Here is a 14,539-nt window from a genome sequence, read left to right as displayed (position 1 = left end):
CGCGGACTCTTTGGCCGCGTCGAGTCATGGCGCCCAAGCCAGATTCCCCAACTGCGCGGGTTCGTCTTTGATCCTCGGGTGGCCGATTCGCTCGACCGTTGGTATGGGAAGTACCGGATGGGCGAGGGTGCTCTCGACGGCGAGGGGTTCCTTGGCGGGCTGAACCGGATCCTCCGGACAGCGATCTTCTTCAACCCGCTGATTCACATTCCGAACGTCGGCGGTCATTGGTTCATGAACCGTGGCCTCTCCCGCTGGGTCGCTCCTTCGGCGTGGAAGACGCTTGGCGAGACGGGGGCGCGGGCCTTCGAGGCGCTGCGGACGCAGAACGACGACTACTTGCGTTTGCTTCACGCTGGCGCTCCGCTGATGGCGAACGAGTTCAGAGGCGAAGCGCTTCAGAAACTGTTGCTCGATAAGATGGGGAGTGACCTCAAAGCGAATCCGTTGCTGCTGATGCGGGTCGCGAAGGTCCTCCACCTCGATGGCCCGATGGGACCGCTCTCTTTGATCTACGACCTGAGCCACAAAGCGACGTGGCAAGTGAACGACTTGCTGACGATGCAGGCGATTTTCGAGGAGGAGCGGGCCGGGTACACGCTGGAGGAAGCGATCCGTCGCGTCGGACGGCACATCCCGGACTACCGGGTCCCGGCGCGTATCCTGAACAGTGGCCCGCTCTCGGCGGCGCTGACCAACCCGAACCTCACGATGTTCGGCGCCTATCACTACGGCCTACTGAAGAACTGGGGGCAGATCGGCAAGGAGTTAATCGACCGCTCTCTGCCACCGAGCGAGCGCTTCGCTGCGCTCGACAAACTCGCGGCCTTCGGGTTTATGATGGCGCTCTATCCGACGATGGACACGCTGGCCCGCCATCTGACCGGCGATCAAAAGACTTACGTTCGCCGGTTCGGCCCGACGAGCATCGCACAGGGTATCTGGGACCTGACGCGCCAGCAGCGGCAGTGGACGAGTTTGCTCACCAGTATCATCACACCCGCTCCGGCGTCTCTCGCGGCGGCTCAGGCATTTTTCAACAGAGACATCTTCACGGGCAAGAATGTTTACGATCCGTATGCGAAGCCGGGCGCCATCGCCAAGGGCGTCGGGACCGAGTTCCTGAAGTCGTTCGCCCCTCAGCGCTTTGTCTCGCAGTTCACGCAGAGCCCGGCGAAGGCCCTGGAGACCTTGGCGGGCATCACGACGCCCAAGAGCACGCCTGCTGAGACGCGGCTTCACTATCTCACCTTCGAGAAGAAAGATCAGGTCCGGCTGCAAATGAACGTCGCGGCCGCGAGGGGCGACACGAAGACCGCGACGGATCTGATGAACGAATACAACCGCGAGTTGGATGATGTGCTCTCCCAAGTCTACCGCGAGAACGGGAAGCGGCTCTCGCCCAGGGCGGCGCGGGAGTTGCATTTGCGCTACCCGACGCTGACGAGCGTGGTGAAGTGGGAGCGGGGACACCCGCAACGGTGAGCATGACGAGCGCTGTTTGTAAGGCGTGTGGGCAACCCTTACCGGCTCTGGCGATCCAGCACCGAGATAAGTTTTGCTCCTCGCGCTGTTGCCGGGCGGCACACGGGGTTCAGGATCCGCATGGGAGGCCGAGTGTTCAACGGCCCGAGGCGCCAGCATCGAGCGAGGTGAGGGAATGAGTGTGGTTCTGGAAGGGTCAGAGGAGAGCCCGGAGACCCCAGAGCGTCCTTACGCTCCAGGATGTGGACCCCTCGGGTACTGCCCCGCTTTGTACGGTCGGGCTGTTCCAGGGCCGACTCCAGGGCGGACTCGGAGGATCGGGCTTCCCGAACGGCTGTGCGCGTGGGTCGAGAATGGAGAGCCCTGCGGCCAGCCAGTCAGCGGGATCCGCGCCAAGTTCTGCGATCACCATATCCGAGCGTCCCGGAGAGAGAAGACGAGGCTTCGAGTGGCGGGACTCCGGAAGCGTCGCCAAGTCGCCCGTGGTAACGCAGATAGCCCTCCGCTGGCCCTTGTAAAATAGGCTCTGGCGGATGGCACAAACCTCGTTTTGGCCCTGGGATACCCCCTCGTCTATCATGGGGGCCAAAATTGGCGCTATGACTGGGTTCTGAGGAGGTTCAGGACGATGCCAACGCGCGACCGCAGGGCGGGTCCGAACGGCTCTCGGCGCCCGCAACGCGCAGCCGAGAAACGAGGCCGGGAGTTGATCCTGCACGCCATGTTCCACCGCGCGGCTTGGGGGCGGGTGTCCCAGGGCGAGCGTCCTACTTTCTCGGCGCCCACCGAGCGGGACGCGGAACATCCAGAGGCAGAGAGCGCCCGGCAGTTCGCTACAGCGCTGGGACTGCTGCCGCCCGACTCGGACGAGCAGTTCTGAGGAGGCTCTCTGGCCGTGGTTGTTGCTATACAGGATGTGCCGCCCCTCTCTAGCGTGTCTGTCGTTATACGCGGGCCGGAACCGAGCGAACCGTCCCGGCGGGCCTAATCGCCGACCCCATCATGAGCCTGAGCCTAGAGAAGAGAAGGAAGCGTCCCCTACGAAGACTCAGCCGCCTCCTTGGAACACATCCTGTCAAACTCCGGGTCGGCTTTCTTGAACCCGGACCCGTTCCTGGGACACATTCCCGTCCACTCCGGGGCTATGTCTGCACCGCCCTTGCACGGTTAGAAGGTTAGGGTGTCCCAAATTTCTTTGGTGGTCCCGAGAGGGGGTTCGGCCCGAATGACTAGGAGACGCACTACGGCGACATCCAAGGAGGCGCGAACCGCCCAGCGCCTAGACCGTGCTCTCCGCGATAGAGCGGAAGCGGCGGACTGGCGGCGGCGGATGGAGCGCGTCATCCGAACGCTCTGTCGGCTGGTGGTTCAAGGACTGCCGGATGAAGCGGCGAGGCGCACCGTGTTTCGTGCGCTCGCGAAAGATGTGGGGCTCTACCTCGACACCGAGCAGGACCTACGGCGAGAGAACCGGCGCGTTCGTGAGGCCCAGATCCGCCGCTGCGAACAGATCGCGCGCGGCGGGAGACTGCGACGATAGCAGATAGCGCTCTCCTGAGCCGATTCAGGAGCGCTGATGATAGCGGGCGACGATAGCGGAACGAGGGCAGCGCAGTCTAGTTTCCCTTGCTCCTCGGCGTGTACACGTTCTCAAAGAGCGCCAGGAATAACTGAGTCTTGGTGATAAACTGCTTCGTTTCCTCAATCGTAGCGGGCTCGCCCGTGTAGGGCACGATGAGACGATACTTCAGCGCGTAATCGACAATGGCTTCTTCCCAGGATTCCGCACGATTATATGAGGCGAGCAACTTGTCGGCGATCCCGTCGAGCCCCCGCAACTCCTCGGAGAGCGAGCCCCAAACGTCCAGATTGAAGGGCACGCCCAAAGCCTGAGTGCAGAGAGCACGTTCAGCAGCCGTGACCGCCAAGAGGGGTGCAGGCGGCATCTGCTTCGAGTCTGCGGCTGTAGCAGCCGCGTGAAGTATGGTCCGAATGTCCCGCTCGTAGATCCTGGCGTCCGGCTCGATGCCTCTGAATACAGCATCAATCGCAGCGTCGATTGCTTGCTGAGTCGCCCGCTCCTTGGCGCCCATCGGTTCACCTCGCAAGAACTACCCTACGGATATTGCCTATGCCCACGACAAGGCCGAGTTGGTCTCCAGATGGGAACTGCTCGATGAACCAAGGAGTTCTCTCCGGGCCCGATAAGTCTATTCCACTCCTGCCGTTCGTGAAGGAGGGAAATGATGGCTGGCGATTATGTGACCGCAGGTGCAACCTTGGCGGGTGTTGGTCTTGGCTTTGGATTGAATTGGCTGCGAGAATCGGTGCAACATGGAAGACGCGTAACTGAATCAAAACGACGGGTAGCCTCGGCACTACTGGCGGAGGCAAAAGCGTTGCGTGAGCGCTACCTGGAAGTTTTCGGTTCCCGAATTAAGCAGTGGGTCCCAGGGCAACCCATTGAACTAGGAGGTTACGTCCGCGCCACCAATCTCTTTGCCGTGTATGACGGGAACACAACGAATCTCGGACTCTTCAAGCAAAAGGAAGCGGAGGTTATCGTAAGAGCATACACACTTGCTAAGGCGCATACAGAGTCCATCGGTGAGACAGTAGCCAATGTGCGTGCCTACATGGAGGACCTCCGAACCCATCAGGCTATCGCCGAGTCTACTACGATAGACCACCTCTTCGAGCCGGGAGGCCGCGAACATCAGGCGGTAACGAGCGCCCTCAAGAAGCAGTTGCGCGAATATATAGATAATGCGGGTTCGCTGCTGCAGCGCGAATCTGAAAGAGTCCTTAGCGCAGGGGCCGAGGCAATCAAGGTATTGGAGGGGTACGCGAACATCGAATGACCGTTCCCCGCGCTGGGGCACAGGTGCATATCTCCCGAATGGGACGATCAGCGACAGCGGAGGACCCATAAAAACAGAAAGGAGCCCATGAATCGGGCTCCCTTCTCGTTTCTTCCGGTGAGGAGTCAGCGAGCGCGAAGGCGCCCGGTCAGGCTCCCCGTGACGATGAGGCGGCACCGATAAACCTGCACCTTGTCTCGGCTCTTTCGCAAATTTCGGACACGCCGCTCCAACTGCTTCAGGAGGCCCGAGAGGCGCTTCCGGCATCGTTCGATCTTGTTGAGGTTCGCCTGTAGAGCGGCGCGAAGGTCGGGTGGTAGATCAGAGGCTAGTAAGCGATGGCTGTCCTGAATCTCACCCTCTGTGTCGGCGAGCCCTAGTCTCGCTTCATCTCGCGTGTGTTCCGCCGAGAACATCCCGGCGGTCAACCGGGCTTCGAGCAGTGGTAATGCCTTGATGGCGTCTTGCTCAGTCCGGATCGCCTTCCGCTGCCTCATGTCCCGTCTCCCCTCCGATTCTCTCTGATCTGTTCGAGTCTGGTGCTCTACTTGAACTCGACGCGATAGCCGCGCTTTGCCAGCCATGTCACGGTCTCTGCCTGCGCCTTGTATAACCGCTCAGTGAAGGTGCCCTCCGGCGAGGTCTTTGGGACGCTGCGAAGGGCCGTGTTCCCGTCTAGCGCAAAGCCGTGCGCGAGGAGTTCCTCTTGTGGCAGGTCCTCCGAGATTCGGAACGAGAGCACCCGCTCATCAGCCTCGCCCTTCCTCACGTAAACAGCGATGGTCTTGGGGTCCTTCACTTCTTGCCTCCTAGATGCGGGACGTACAGCGCCCGGTTATTGAGGATCAGGCGGACAGTCTCAGACCGCCATCCGCCCGCAGCCCGCGTCTTCGTAGGCACCTTCTCCTCGTTCAGCCGACCGGCGATCTCGCGGAGGGACAGGCCCTCTTTGTGCCACGCGAAGATTCGCCTAACCACGGTCAACTCCCGAGGATCGGGCTCAGGAATCCACCTCTTGAAGCCATAAGGAGCGCCAGTGAGTTTCCGCGTCATGCTGACACCGCCTCGATCTTCTGAAGGCGCCGGTACACCGTGGAGGCAGACACACCCAACTGCCGGGCGGCCTGACGATGGCTGAGCCGTCCCGCCCGAATGTCCGGGACCAGCGCATCGAGAGCGCCGTTCAGGATGTGCGGGCGCCCGACTGCCTTACCCTGGCGCTTTGCTCGCTCCATGCCTGCCCGAACCCGCTCGGAGATTAGCGCCCGCTCGAACTGCGCCACGCTGGCGAGGATGTTCAGCAGCAGATCGGACATCGGCGAAGTGCCGGACGTATCAATCATCGCTTCCGAATAACTGCGGAAGCCGACCCCCCACCGCCGCAGGTCTTCCACCGTACTGACCATGTGCGCCACGCTGCGAAACGCGCGGTCGAGTTTCCATACGAGGATCACGTCGAGTTTCCGCCGGGCAGCCAGTGAAAGCAATTCGCGCCAGTGTTCACGGCCGCGCAGGTCGAGCGCTGAGGTCTTGTCTACGAACTCGCCGACGACTGACCAACCCTGCGCCTTCACGTAGTCCCGCATTGGGACCAACTGAGTTTCCGGGGCCTGGTTCTTATCGTGGGTCGAAACCCGAGCGTAGATGCCTACTCGCATGTTCTCTTGCCCTCCCTTCTCCTGCGCGTGTCTAGGCAGGACGAGGGGGCCGAGACGTTCCCGGCCCCTACGCTCTGACTAGGCGACGGCCTCGCGGAGCACAATCTCCCGGAACGTGTCCTCGAACGTGGTTCCTTTGGTGAAGTCCAGCGCGTAGACCATCCCACGCGCCAGATCGGACACGCGGTCATATCCGAAGCGGTCGCCTTCGATGCGGCACCGACTGCGGATGATCCGCTCGGCCTCCTCGCGTCGAGTCTCCTCGTCCGAGACGGTGCGGCGGGTGAACACGAAATCGGCGCCCATCTGGACTTCGCGCGGTCCTTCGGGGCCGACGAGAACGGTCGAGTGATAGGACTTGAGGTCAATCATCCCGTCGAACGTGGCGCCCTCGTAGTGCCGGGCGATGTGCTCGACGGCCTTCGCGCGGGGACCGTCAGTCCAGGACACGTCGATAGATGATCCGCCCGAGTAGACCTTCGACCGGACGGAGAACCGGACGCCTGGGAATTGGTGCGCGAGCGCCTTCCGTAGCATCTTGGCGGTCTCGGCGGTGCTAAGGTTGGTCATCGCGGCACCCCTACGCGATCCACGCTTCGAGCCAGGTCTCGTCGCCGATCTCTCCATGCTTCGCGCGGCCGGTGTTGCCCACCGCGTAGCGTTTGTGCTGGCAGCGCCGGTCCGCGTCAACGTGCCATTCCGCTACCCGGACCTTCTCGCCCTTCGCCTGCATAATGGCAGCGCGGAGACTGACGCTAAGGCGATAGTGCTTCTCGATGGCATCGGCGAGGAGGGACACGTCGGAGATAGTGAGACGGCGCAGCAGAGGGTCGAGTCTCGCTAGTTCCTGCGCCTGAATCTGTGGCAGGGCTGCGGCTATCTGCATAGCCTCGGCGAACTCCGAAGGGCGGCGCTTCATGACGCCACCTCGCAGCCTTGCACCTTGTCGCGGCGCACCGCTCGCCGAGTGTATTCGTTATAGGCGAGCCTGCCGTGTCTCTCGTAACCCTCCGGCTTGTAAGCGTATCTCTGCACGAATTGGGCGACGTGCCCCCGGCTCTCGCAACCCTGGGCTTGGTGCTGCCGCGTCCATACCAGCCCGCAACCCTCGCAGCGCCACAGCGAGCCCGTGTAGGTCTCTTCCTGATAGGTGAGTGTGTCGCCGTGAATGTACGGCGTCATGGTCTCGACTGCGGCTTTCTCTAGCCGGGTAACGCGCGAAGCAACGTGCGGGGAATCCTGCGCCTGCGCCATCTGGTCTTCGCCTCCTGTCTGGTTTGGTCTGGCCGAGCCGATCTAGTCTGGTCTGGCGCCCTCATTATAGGCACAGATCCTCCCAATCTGTCAATGCCCCTTTGTCAGAATTCGCCACCTCCGCCCGCTCTCTTGCACCAAAAGGGTAGTGGAATCGTGCCCCGCTAGGCCGTGCTAATTCAGCCCTCGATTCCCCAGCCCCAGCCGTTGCAGCAGATTACCTTATGACGCACCTTCTATCGAAGCGCCGAGGCCGTGCCGGGACGTGATAGCGATAGCGCTGCGCCCTCTCGACCCAGCGCCTCGGGAAGGATCCGGGCGCCCAGCCCGAGCGCTCCCTTCGTGGAGACCCGGCCCGCACGTTCGGATGTGGGCGATGCGGGAAGGGAGAATCCCTAAGCGCTAGGGCTGACCCGCAGCAGCAGATCCGGCCGCCCAGCTAAGCCCCTCCACCGAACGCACCGGCCGCCGATACCTCCGCCCGGCGGCGCCCCGTCCCCACGTTCCCGAGAGGCGACCCTGCCAGGACCCGTCCGGGCACCTCCGGGGGGACCCAGATGGGGTCTATGCGACACATGGGCGGGCGTGGGCATTTCACGCCGTATGTGCCGACGAGCCAGAGTTTGGTTTTGGGAATTTTCCAGGTTCGTTATACAGTCGGCTGAAATTTTGGGTTATGGAAATTTTCTGGGGTGGCCGGAAGAAGTATTGGGGAATGGAGTCTGCCTGAAAAAATTTTGGGCTATTTTCTCCCACTCAGGCTCTTGCTGCTACCGGCTCAGGTACGGGGCTTCGTCTCCAGTTCGGCAAGCCGCTTCAGCATGGCATCTACCTGGTCCTTGCACCTCTCTCCCGACAACTTCCGCTCCGTGCCGAGAGCAAATGACCTGAGTGGGAGCAACCCCGTCTCGAACTCACGAATGAGCGTCTCATCACGCAATCCGTAGATTGCCTCCCGCAGCGCTCGGGTTATCCCTTCCTCATCAGCCCTAGTGTAGTAAAAGCCCCGGACGGTGCGGATCTCTTCGCGGATGATCTCTAGCGGGACTCTGACCTGCTGGATGAGCGAGGCGCGAGCGGCAGTCGCAGCATCTTTAGCGTCCCAGAGGCGCTGGAGTCGTGCCAGAACGTAAGCCGCTAGGAAGCCCAACGCGGCGGTGACAGCGCCGCCAAGGAACTGTGCGGTTGAGAGTTTGTCCAGTTGAAACACCCGGCGAATCGACCAAGGAGTCTAGTTAGGCATTGGCATGGCGGTTTCAGGAGCGCTTGAGTGTCACGTTGATTTGCGAGACACTGCCGCCGATTTCGTGCCAAACAGGACTGAAGTATCGGTTGTTGAGGTCCTTTACCTCACGGACATTGGTCACCAGTTCGATAGCATCCCGACCCTCTGCGGCCTTCCGCCACGCGCTCACCGTCAAATTGGCCGAGCCCTTGAACGCGAGAAGTCCATCCACAACAACCAGTTTCTGGTGAGGGATCCTGCTCCAGTCGTCTGGCGGAGCGTTTCTCTCGAAGCCCTTCACGAAAACCTTCACGTTCAGGTTAGGTGCCTCGTCGCGATGTCCCGTCAGTTCATCTGCCAGGCCTTCGTCCACGTTCGAGACGATGCCGCATACGGGAACTCTTACCGCCGTCATCTTTAGCACACCGACTAAGATATGGCTCATTCCAAAAGTGACGAAGTGCACGAAGTGCTTAGCCTGGGTAAGAGCCTTCAACAATGTTGTAAGTGGCGGATGACAGTCCGCGATCAAGGCTAGCATGCGGGCGTGCTCAATGACGTTCTCATACCTGATGAAGAGGCCTTGCGATTCCATGTACGGCCAGATTTGCCGGTGCGTGTAGTCTTCCATCGGAATATAAAGAGCAGCGCAAACCGGACAACGCGGTTCACTAGCCCCTCGCAAAAAGATGTCATGGAAGTTGAGAATCCCGAGGCACGCTTTGCAGCGGTAACTCGGCGGATCGAAGTTCAGTAGAGACTTAATATCAAAGTCGCCAAAGCCACCAGCAATCATTTGAGCCTCCACGACCCGCTCAAGGGGGGTACAAGGGGCCATGCTCATAATTCGCCGACCGCCGGATTACTCCCGGCTTCTTGTCTGGCCGGATAGCCTTGAGGGCGGCATGACGCAACCCGTCCGTGAGGCGTTGACGGTACTCGATCTCTACAACGATGCTCGGTCTAACCCATCGGGGCGGTACGTCCGGCAACTCTCTGAAGTCGTCCCGCAGATCCGGCACTGTGCGAAAAGGACACGTCTTCCGCTGAGTCGCCTTCAGTTCTTCAAGGAGGACTGCACGGGTCTCGTCCGACAGGCCGTTGCCGCAGAACCCCGCGTAGACGAAGTTCCCCTCGCGATTATGCTGGCCCAGGATCAGCGTGCTGAACCCGCGCGGGCTCGGCAAGTAGCCAGCCACAATGAACTCCTCGCGGTGACGGATCGGGACTTTGAGCCAGTCCGGGCTCTGGAAGCCGGGCCGATAGATGCTCCCCTTCCGCTTCATCACAACACCTTCGAGCCCCATGAGAGCACACGCCTTCATCAACCGCTTACTCTTCGCCGCTGGGAAGCCCTCGGTTAGTTTCACCTCATCGGTTTGGAGCGTGTGTTGTAGCTCCCAGAGCACGGCCTGGCGCTCCTCAAGGGGCCGGGCGAGGAGCGAGTGCCCGTTCACATAGAGGCAGTCGAAGACCATGTAGCACAGATGGCCGAGCAACTTCCCATTCCTGGGACGGAGGCGGGCCTGGAGCGCCTCGAAGTCCGGCTGGCCCTTGTCGTTGATGACGATGACTTCCCCGTCGAGGAGAATCGAGACGGGGAAACCTCGCAGCGAATCGGAGATCGGTCCGAAGAGATTCGTGAACGAGTGCCCGTTGCGGGAGATGAGGCGCACGGATCCGTCCCGGACGCTCGCCAGGATTCGGAACCCGTCCCACTTCGGCTCGTAGGTCCAGTCGGGGGACGAGAACATGGCCTTAGCCTTCTGGAGCAGCATGGGCGAGGGCTGGCGTGGATGCGGGTCAGCGCCACGCTGATCCAGGCCGAGGCGCGAAAGGACGCGAGTAACGGTCTGTGTAAACATCGGGACAGTCCTAATTGTAGCAAGTGCCATTAAGGGGCGCACATATCGCGATGCCGCGATGGGAATACAACTGAGGAAACTTCGGGCATGGATCCAGACGTGGCGAGCCGATTGGATTCTTGCTGTGGCAACTATCGTATTTGCCACGCTTACTTGGCGGGCGATGCTCGACAGCAACAGGGAAACTCGCTACGCGTTGGACATAACGGAACGCCCCCACCTTGCTGTTGATCCGACCACCATGAGGTGGACTCATCCCCCCGACACCCCCGACCGGGAGATTACCTTTGATGTTCACAACTACGGAAGATCACCCGGTCGACTCGTGCGATTTCTTATTCAGGCTATTGTTGTACGACCACCGGACAAGTTGGAGAATCCGCGATCCGCGCCTGCATACCGAGAAAACGAGGCTGAGACCATAGGCGTAATCATCGTGCCCACACAAAAGTTTACGATTCAAGAGTCTGATCCGATACTCCGACTTAGCGACGACGAGGTACGGCTGTACAAAGAAGGCGGCGGCTGGCTCTACGTATACGGGTTCTTTGACTATTCTGGTCTGTCAGGAGAAGATCCACCGCCCTACAGATCGGCGTTCGGGTTCCGCTACGATCCACCGAACAAACGCTTCGTGTACCTGTTAAATCTGAAATTTTGGATGTACCGATAGCGGAGGCGTCGCGGCCCGCGAGGACACCTACCTGTCGGTTCCAGTCTTGTTTCATGTTCGGCAGGAGGCTTCTACCGAACGGCTGGAACCGCAACAATGTGACCGACGCCGAACGCCTCCACGACATCGAGCAGAAACTCCGCTGCTGGGGCTACCTGTCACATTACCCGGATGCAGAGCGCGATATGGCGTGGCTGCTTGAAAGACTGGTCGAGCAAGGCGAGCGTATCGCCGAATTAGAGGCAAGACTGAGACGGGCAGATTGGGCGTCATCGCTTCCATGAGCCCCGCAGACGCAGGATGCCCCCTCGAACCCAGAACCCGGTGCAGTATTGGCAGCTCCGCTCACGCCTGAGCGCCGAGCAGGCCGCACAACGAATTGGGATCTCGCCGGACCGCTACGGCGCCGTAGTAGTCCTAGGCAAGGACCGCTTCACTGAGGAGGAGATTCGGCAGGTCCTTGCCGCTACGGACATCGCCGAGGATCGGCTCCGCGCATGGGAGCAGCGGCCCCGAGGGGATACGCGAAACCCGCCTGCGCGGTAAAAACCGTTGGACGGCTTGGACGGTGGGTCTCGTCACGGACGATTTGGGCCGGTTGCATACGGCAATCTTTCTTGGGGCAACGGCGTACCCCACCCACCTCTCCAAATATACTCGTCGCCGAGGAGCCAACGATAGAGATTGGCGTATCGCAGGTCGGGGTGAATCTTCAATCCAACTCCGCCCGTGGCCGCCCCTGAGTTCAATAACATAGGTCTGATCGCTTCGAAGATCGGCGGTGAAAAGGAATCCTCCCCGCCGACAAGCGCCAAGGTACACGACGTAACAAGATCCGCCGCCTGAACGAGTCGAACTAACCTTGCCGGTGTGGAGAGCACGTTGACCGCGATGCGTTCAGGCTTCACGTATTCGGTTCCATCATGGAGTGTTTCGAGACATTGCAAGAGAAACTTGTCCTCGTCCGATCTCCCGCCGCTAGGTCGGTCTGCAATGACTACGCCGTCCCAATCGGCGGAGCCAGTGAAACTCAAATAGTTATGCACGCGCTCCAAGAACAACTTCGTGGCATCGAGTTGATGCGCAGCGCAGCCGGTTGCCGTCGCCCGCCCTGTGTCCTCGATAACGACGACAACCCTCGTTCCGTTGTCTTGCAGCAGGCGTAGTGCTCGGATGAAAAAGTCTCGCCGGGCGTCTCCGCCTAACCCGGCGTGCATCCATAGTTCCCGTCCGGGCGACCACTTGAACTGCTCTCTGGGTGGAAATCCCACGGCGCCGCACAGGTCTTCGAGGCTGCGTTCTGCGTTTCGGACGGCATCACTCGGGATGAAGACTCCACCGACAGCGACGAGAGGGTAGTCCATGCCCGGTCGGGAGGGCGTTTGCTGGCGACTGTCATCGGCGAAAACAAAATGCATCATACCCCAAACCCTGCAAAGAGGGTCGTGCCGTTTTCGACGCCTTACAAGGACCGCTAGATGCTAAGCGACGATATACGTCAACGTCGCCGTCGGATCTCCGCTCTCCAAGATGAGAAAGCCCCCGGCTTCCAGTTCGCGGACCGCATCTGCGATATGAGGTCCCGCTTCGGTAATGTGCCCGGCCTGAACTTTGGCCGTGGATCCGAAGAAGATCACGCGCACGCGCTGGTCCGTGCCACGCGCTGCGTCGCGAATCCGTTGGGCATGAGCGCTGAGCGCAGCAGCCATCTGGGGTCGTCCGTTCAGGATCGCCTAGTCGTCGTACCGGCCGAGACGGCCGGGCACGCTCGCTGCCGCTGGCCGCTCAGGACGACGACTTGGAGCCCAGTGCTGTGGGGCGCTGACTTTGCGGATGCGCTTCTCCAGCACGACCATTTCGGCGCTTCGATCCGATGTGCCCGTTACGGCGACAACGTGAAAGTCCTCCTGTCCGGCTTCGTCCAACTCCCGCTGTAGCACCTCAGCGTTTTTGCCGTGCACCTTCAGAACACGGTGAACGTAGGGCATGATCCGCCTCCTAAAGTCAAAGGGGGAACCGATCCCGGCTCCCCCCTTCCGGTTTCAGGACTTTGAGGTACACACGTTCGATGCGGGCTCTCAGATTCCTGCCTGGTGCAGTCCCGAAATGAACTGCGGCGGAGATGGGACGACTACCTACTGCGTGGACGCATAGACCTTTGCCCGGCTCGCCTTCAGGCGATGGCGCAGACGACGAGGGGAAAACTCGGGAGTCCCTCCTCCGGCACCAGATGGTTACGCCGCCTGCGTGGCCCCGGTCGCGTGACCGAGTTGGCGCGCCGCAAGGTTCTCACCGAAGCGTCGGAAATGGAATGACCGCGCAGGACGTCTCTGCGCGGTCGACCACCGTGCCCAGTGCCTGCCGCTTTGCCTAGTTCCGATCGTGGCCCTTGTCGTCGAACTGGTTCTGATTCATCGTGGGACCGGCAATCGTGCCGGTATCGCCCGGCCCGACCTGCGCGGTCACGACCGGGGTGGACAGATCCTGAACGTCCCGCTCGCCCGCAAACGCCGCAGGCATCACCGCGGAGAGCCCGAGTCCCAGAGCCAGAATCGCCAGCGTGTACCGCATTGTTGGTTCCTCCTTTCGTGAAGTGGATTGCATCTTTCGCACCCTAATACACTGGAACACGGGGCGCGGATTGCGCGGATGCGCGGAACGCCGTCACAGGTTCGTAACCGGCGCGGCGGCGAGGCGCGCCGATAGGCACGCGGCGCTAATCGTTGTTGCGGAAGTTCGGAGCGTTCTAGGGTGCCTGTGTCAGGCGAGGGTTTGGGAACGTCGTCAGGTGTTCGGGATAGCTGTTTCTCGCGTGGAAGGACGCCAGGGCGCGGGGCGTCGTCGCGATCACGGTCTGGAAGTATTCCTGGGCGCCGGCGACAGCCGTGACAAATGCCGCGGCGAAATCCACCGATGCGCCGGCGGGCTGCGATTCCAGCGCGCGGGCCAGGAAGTAGGTGAAGCTGCCGCCCTGGATCAGCCGGTCGGTGCCGCGGAGACCCCACCAGTCCAATTCCTCGCGGCCGACCGCCGGCAACCCGAGCCCGGGGATTCCGCCGACCGCCGCGGTCAGCCGTCCAGCGAAGCAGGTTTCGACGATCAGGACCCTGTGCGGCGTCTCGATCCGCCGCCACAGCGGTGGAAGCGTCGCGCCCCACTCCAGGTCCCTCTCGAAGAACTGGTACTCGCCCGCGACATACAGCAGCGCGGTGTCTTCCGATCGGGCGCGCGCGGCCAGCCACTCGGTTGCGCGGCGCACCGCGGCGCGATCCGGGGAATCTCGGACAAGAAGAATATGGTCCGGCGGCCATCCCCGGCTGATCAGGGCGGTCAGGACGCGCGCGGAGTTGACGTAACCGACCGGCAAATCGTCGTAGCGGCCGCCGTACGAATTATATTCGACGAGGACGGCCCAGCCGGCCGGCGCGGCGATGGGAGCCGCCCCGCCCCAGCATACCCCGGCGAGCACGGCGGAGATGAACGCCGTGACGCCCGCGAGCCGGCACCATTTCATGCGC

17 protein-coding genes are annotated in these 14,539 nt (G+C 61.4%); 3 read left to right on the top strand and 14 right to left on the bottom strand.

Annotation, left to right across the window (positions count from 1 at the left end; genetic code table 11):
• Together VKT83_18040 and VKT83_18035 are read left to right on the top strand one after the other, a co-directional pair.
• Positions 1–1,485 (top strand): hypothetical protein (locus tag VKT83_18040; protein HLY24371.1); only part of this gene is annotated, 1,485 nt, incomplete at its 5' end.
• Positions 1,486–2,815: 1,330 nt separating this feature from the next.
• Complete coding sequence (locus VKT83_18035) at positions 2,816–3,025, top strand: hypothetical protein (GenBank protein ID HLY24370.1); 210 nt, start codon at positions 2,816–2,818, stop codon at positions 3,023–3,025.
• A gap of 76 nt (positions 3,026–3,101) precedes the next feature.
• On the opposite strand, the gene VKT83_18030 is transcribed toward VKT83_18035, so the two are convergent.
• Positions 3,102–3,578 (bottom strand): hypothetical protein, encoded by a 477-nt coding sequence (locus VKT83_18030; protein HLY24369.1) that lies wholly within the window; start codon positions 3,576–3,578, stop codon positions 3,102–3,104.
• Positions 3,579–3,728: 150 nt separating this feature from the next.
• Here VKT83_18030 and VKT83_18025 point away from each other — a divergent pair, with 150 nt between their 5' ends.
• On the top strand, positions 3,729–4,346 hold the full coding sequence (locus VKT83_18025; protein ID HLY24368.1) for a hypothetical protein: 618 nt from the start codon (positions 3,729–3,731) through the stop codon (positions 4,344–4,346).
• Positions 4,347–4,890: 544 nt separating this feature from the next.
• Here VKT83_18025 and VKT83_18020 read toward each other — a convergent pair.
• The 13 genes from VKT83_18020 to VKT83_17960 all read right to left on the bottom strand — a co-directional run bounded on the left by VKT83_18020 (position 4,891) and on the right by VKT83_17960 (position 14,535).
• A complete protein-coding gene (locus VKT83_18020) occupies positions 4,891–5,145 on the bottom strand; it encodes a hypothetical protein (GenBank protein HLY24367.1) in 255 nt (84 codons plus the stop codon).
• 250 nt (positions 5,146–5,395) lie between these two features.
• Positions 5,396–6,004, bottom strand: coding sequence for a recombinase family protein (locus VKT83_18015; protein ID HLY24366.1), 609 nt, complete (start codon positions 6,002–6,004; stop codon positions 5,396–5,398).
• Between the two features lie 78 nt (positions 6,005–6,082).
• The gene (locus VKT83_18010) at positions 6,083–6,574 is read right to left on the bottom strand and encodes an LPD29 domain-containing protein (GenBank protein ID HLY24365.1); all 492 of its coding nucleotides are present in this window, start codon (positions 6,572–6,574) and stop codon (positions 6,083–6,085) included.
• A 10-nt stretch (positions 6,575–6,584) separates the two neighbouring features.
• Positions 6,585–6,923 carry a hypothetical protein gene (locus tag VKT83_18005; GenBank protein HLY24364.1) on the bottom strand — a complete coding sequence of 113 codons (339 nt, stop codon included), beginning with the start codon at positions 6,921–6,923 and terminating at the stop codon, positions 6,585–6,587.
• A complete protein-coding gene (locus VKT83_18000; protein ID HLY24363.1) occupies positions 6,920–7,258 on the bottom strand; it encodes a hypothetical protein in 339 nt (112 codons plus the stop codon). The genes VKT83_18005 and VKT83_18000 overlap by 4 nt, the downstream gene beginning before the upstream one ends.
• A 778-nt stretch (positions 7,259–8,036) precedes the next feature.
• Positions 8,037–8,468, bottom strand: a complete 432-nt coding sequence (locus VKT83_17995) for a hypothetical protein (protein HLY24362.1) — start codon at positions 8,466–8,468, stop codon at positions 8,037–8,039.
• Between the two features lie 46 nt (positions 8,469–8,514).
• Positions 8,515–9,279, bottom strand: coding sequence for a hypothetical protein (locus tag VKT83_17990; protein HLY24361.1), 765 nt, complete (start codon positions 9,277–9,279; stop codon positions 8,515–8,517).
• A gap of 19 nt (positions 9,280–9,298) precedes the next feature.
• A complete protein-coding gene (gene ligD / locus VKT83_17985) occupies positions 9,299–10,348 on the bottom strand; it encodes a non-homologous end-joining DNA ligase (protein ID HLY24360.1) in 1,050 nt (349 codons plus the stop codon).
• A 1,251-nt stretch (positions 10,349–11,599) separates the two neighbouring features.
• Positions 11,600–12,442 carry a hypothetical protein gene (locus VKT83_17980; GenBank protein ID HLY24359.1) on the bottom strand — a complete coding sequence of 281 codons (843 nt, stop codon included), beginning with the start codon at positions 12,440–12,442 and terminating at the stop codon, positions 11,600–11,602.
• 60 nt (positions 12,443–12,502) lie between these two features.
• A complete protein-coding gene (locus VKT83_17975; GenBank protein ID HLY24358.1) occupies positions 12,503–12,730 on the bottom strand; it encodes a hypothetical protein in 228 nt (75 codons plus the stop codon).
• Between the two features lie 24 nt (positions 12,731–12,754).
• Positions 12,755–13,009, bottom strand: coding sequence for a hypothetical protein (locus VKT83_17970; protein ID HLY24357.1), 255 nt, complete (start codon positions 13,007–13,009; stop codon positions 12,755–12,757).
• 382 nt (positions 13,010–13,391) lie between these two features.
• The gene (locus VKT83_17965; protein HLY24356.1) at positions 13,392–13,592 is read right to left on the bottom strand and encodes a hypothetical protein; all 201 of its coding nucleotides are present in this window, start codon (positions 13,590–13,592) and stop codon (positions 13,392–13,394) included.
• A gap of 175 nt (positions 13,593–13,767) precedes the next feature.
• Complete coding sequence (locus tag VKT83_17960; GenBank protein ID HLY24355.1) at positions 13,768–14,535, bottom strand: hypothetical protein; 768 nt, start codon at positions 14,533–14,535, stop codon at positions 13,768–13,770.
• Between the last annotated feature and the right edge of the window lie 4 nt (positions 14,536–14,539).

The sequence above is a fragment of the bacterium genome, from assembly GCA_035308905.1.
Classification (GTDB): Bacteria; Sysuimicrobiota; Sysuimicrobiia; order Sysuimicrobiales; family Segetimicrobiaceae; genus DASSJF01.
Note: the sequence above shows the minus strand (reverse complement) of the source record. Positions and strands in the feature narration are given on the sequence as shown.

Bases quoted from the DNA above. Each gene is read 5' to 3' on its own strand.
- VKT83_18035 (HLY24370.1), top strand. From the start codon at position 2,816: ATGGAGCGCGTCATCCGAACGCTCTGTCGGCTGGTGGTTCAAGGACTG.
- VKT83_18030 (HLY24369.1), bottom strand. From the start codon at position 3,578: ATGGGCGCCAAGGAGCGGGCGACTCAGCAAGCAATCGACGCTGCGATT.
- VKT83_18025 (HLY24368.1), top strand. From the start codon at position 3,729: ATGATGGCTGGCGATTATGTGACCGCAGGTGCAACCTTGGCGGGTGTT.
- VKT83_18015 (HLY24366.1), bottom strand. From the start codon at position 6,004: ATGCGAGTAGGCATCTACGCTCGGGTTTCGACCCACGATAAGAACCAG.
- VKT83_18010 (HLY24365.1), bottom strand. From the start codon at position 6,574: ATGACCAACCTTAGCACCGCCGAGACCGCCAAGATGCTACGGAAGGCG.
- VKT83_18005 (HLY24364.1), bottom strand. From the start codon at position 6,923: ATGAAGCGCCGCCCTTCGGAGTTCGCCGAGGCTATGCAGATAGCCGCA.
- VKT83_18000 (HLY24363.1), bottom strand. From the start codon at position 7,258: ATGGCGCAGGCGCAGGATTCCCCGCACGTTGCTTCGCGCGTTACCCGG.
- VKT83_17990 (HLY24361.1), bottom strand. From the start codon at position 9,279: ATGATTGCTGGTGGCTTTGGCGACTTTGATATTAAGTCTCTACTGAAC.
- ligD (HLY24360.1), bottom strand. From the start codon at position 10,348: ATGTTTACACAGACCGTTACTCGCGTCCTTTCGCGCCTCGGCCTGGAT.
- VKT83_17980 (HLY24359.1), bottom strand. From the start codon at position 12,442: ATGATGCATTTTGTTTTCGCCGATGACAGTCGCCAGCAAACGCCCTCC.
- VKT83_17975 (HLY24358.1), bottom strand. From the start codon at position 12,730: ATGGCTGCTGCGCTCAGCGCTCATGCCCAACGGATTCGCGACGCAGCG.
- VKT83_17970 (HLY24357.1), bottom strand. From the start codon at position 13,009: ATGCCCTACGTTCACCGTGTTCTGAAGGTGCACGGCAAAAACGCTGAG.
- VKT83_17965 (HLY24356.1), bottom strand. From the start codon at position 13,592: ATGCGGTACACGCTGGCGATTCTGGCTCTGGGACTCGGGCTCTCCGCG.
- VKT83_17960 (HLY24355.1), bottom strand. From the start codon at position 14,535: ATGAAATGGTGCCGGCTCGCGGGCGTCACGGCGTTCATCTCCGCCGTG.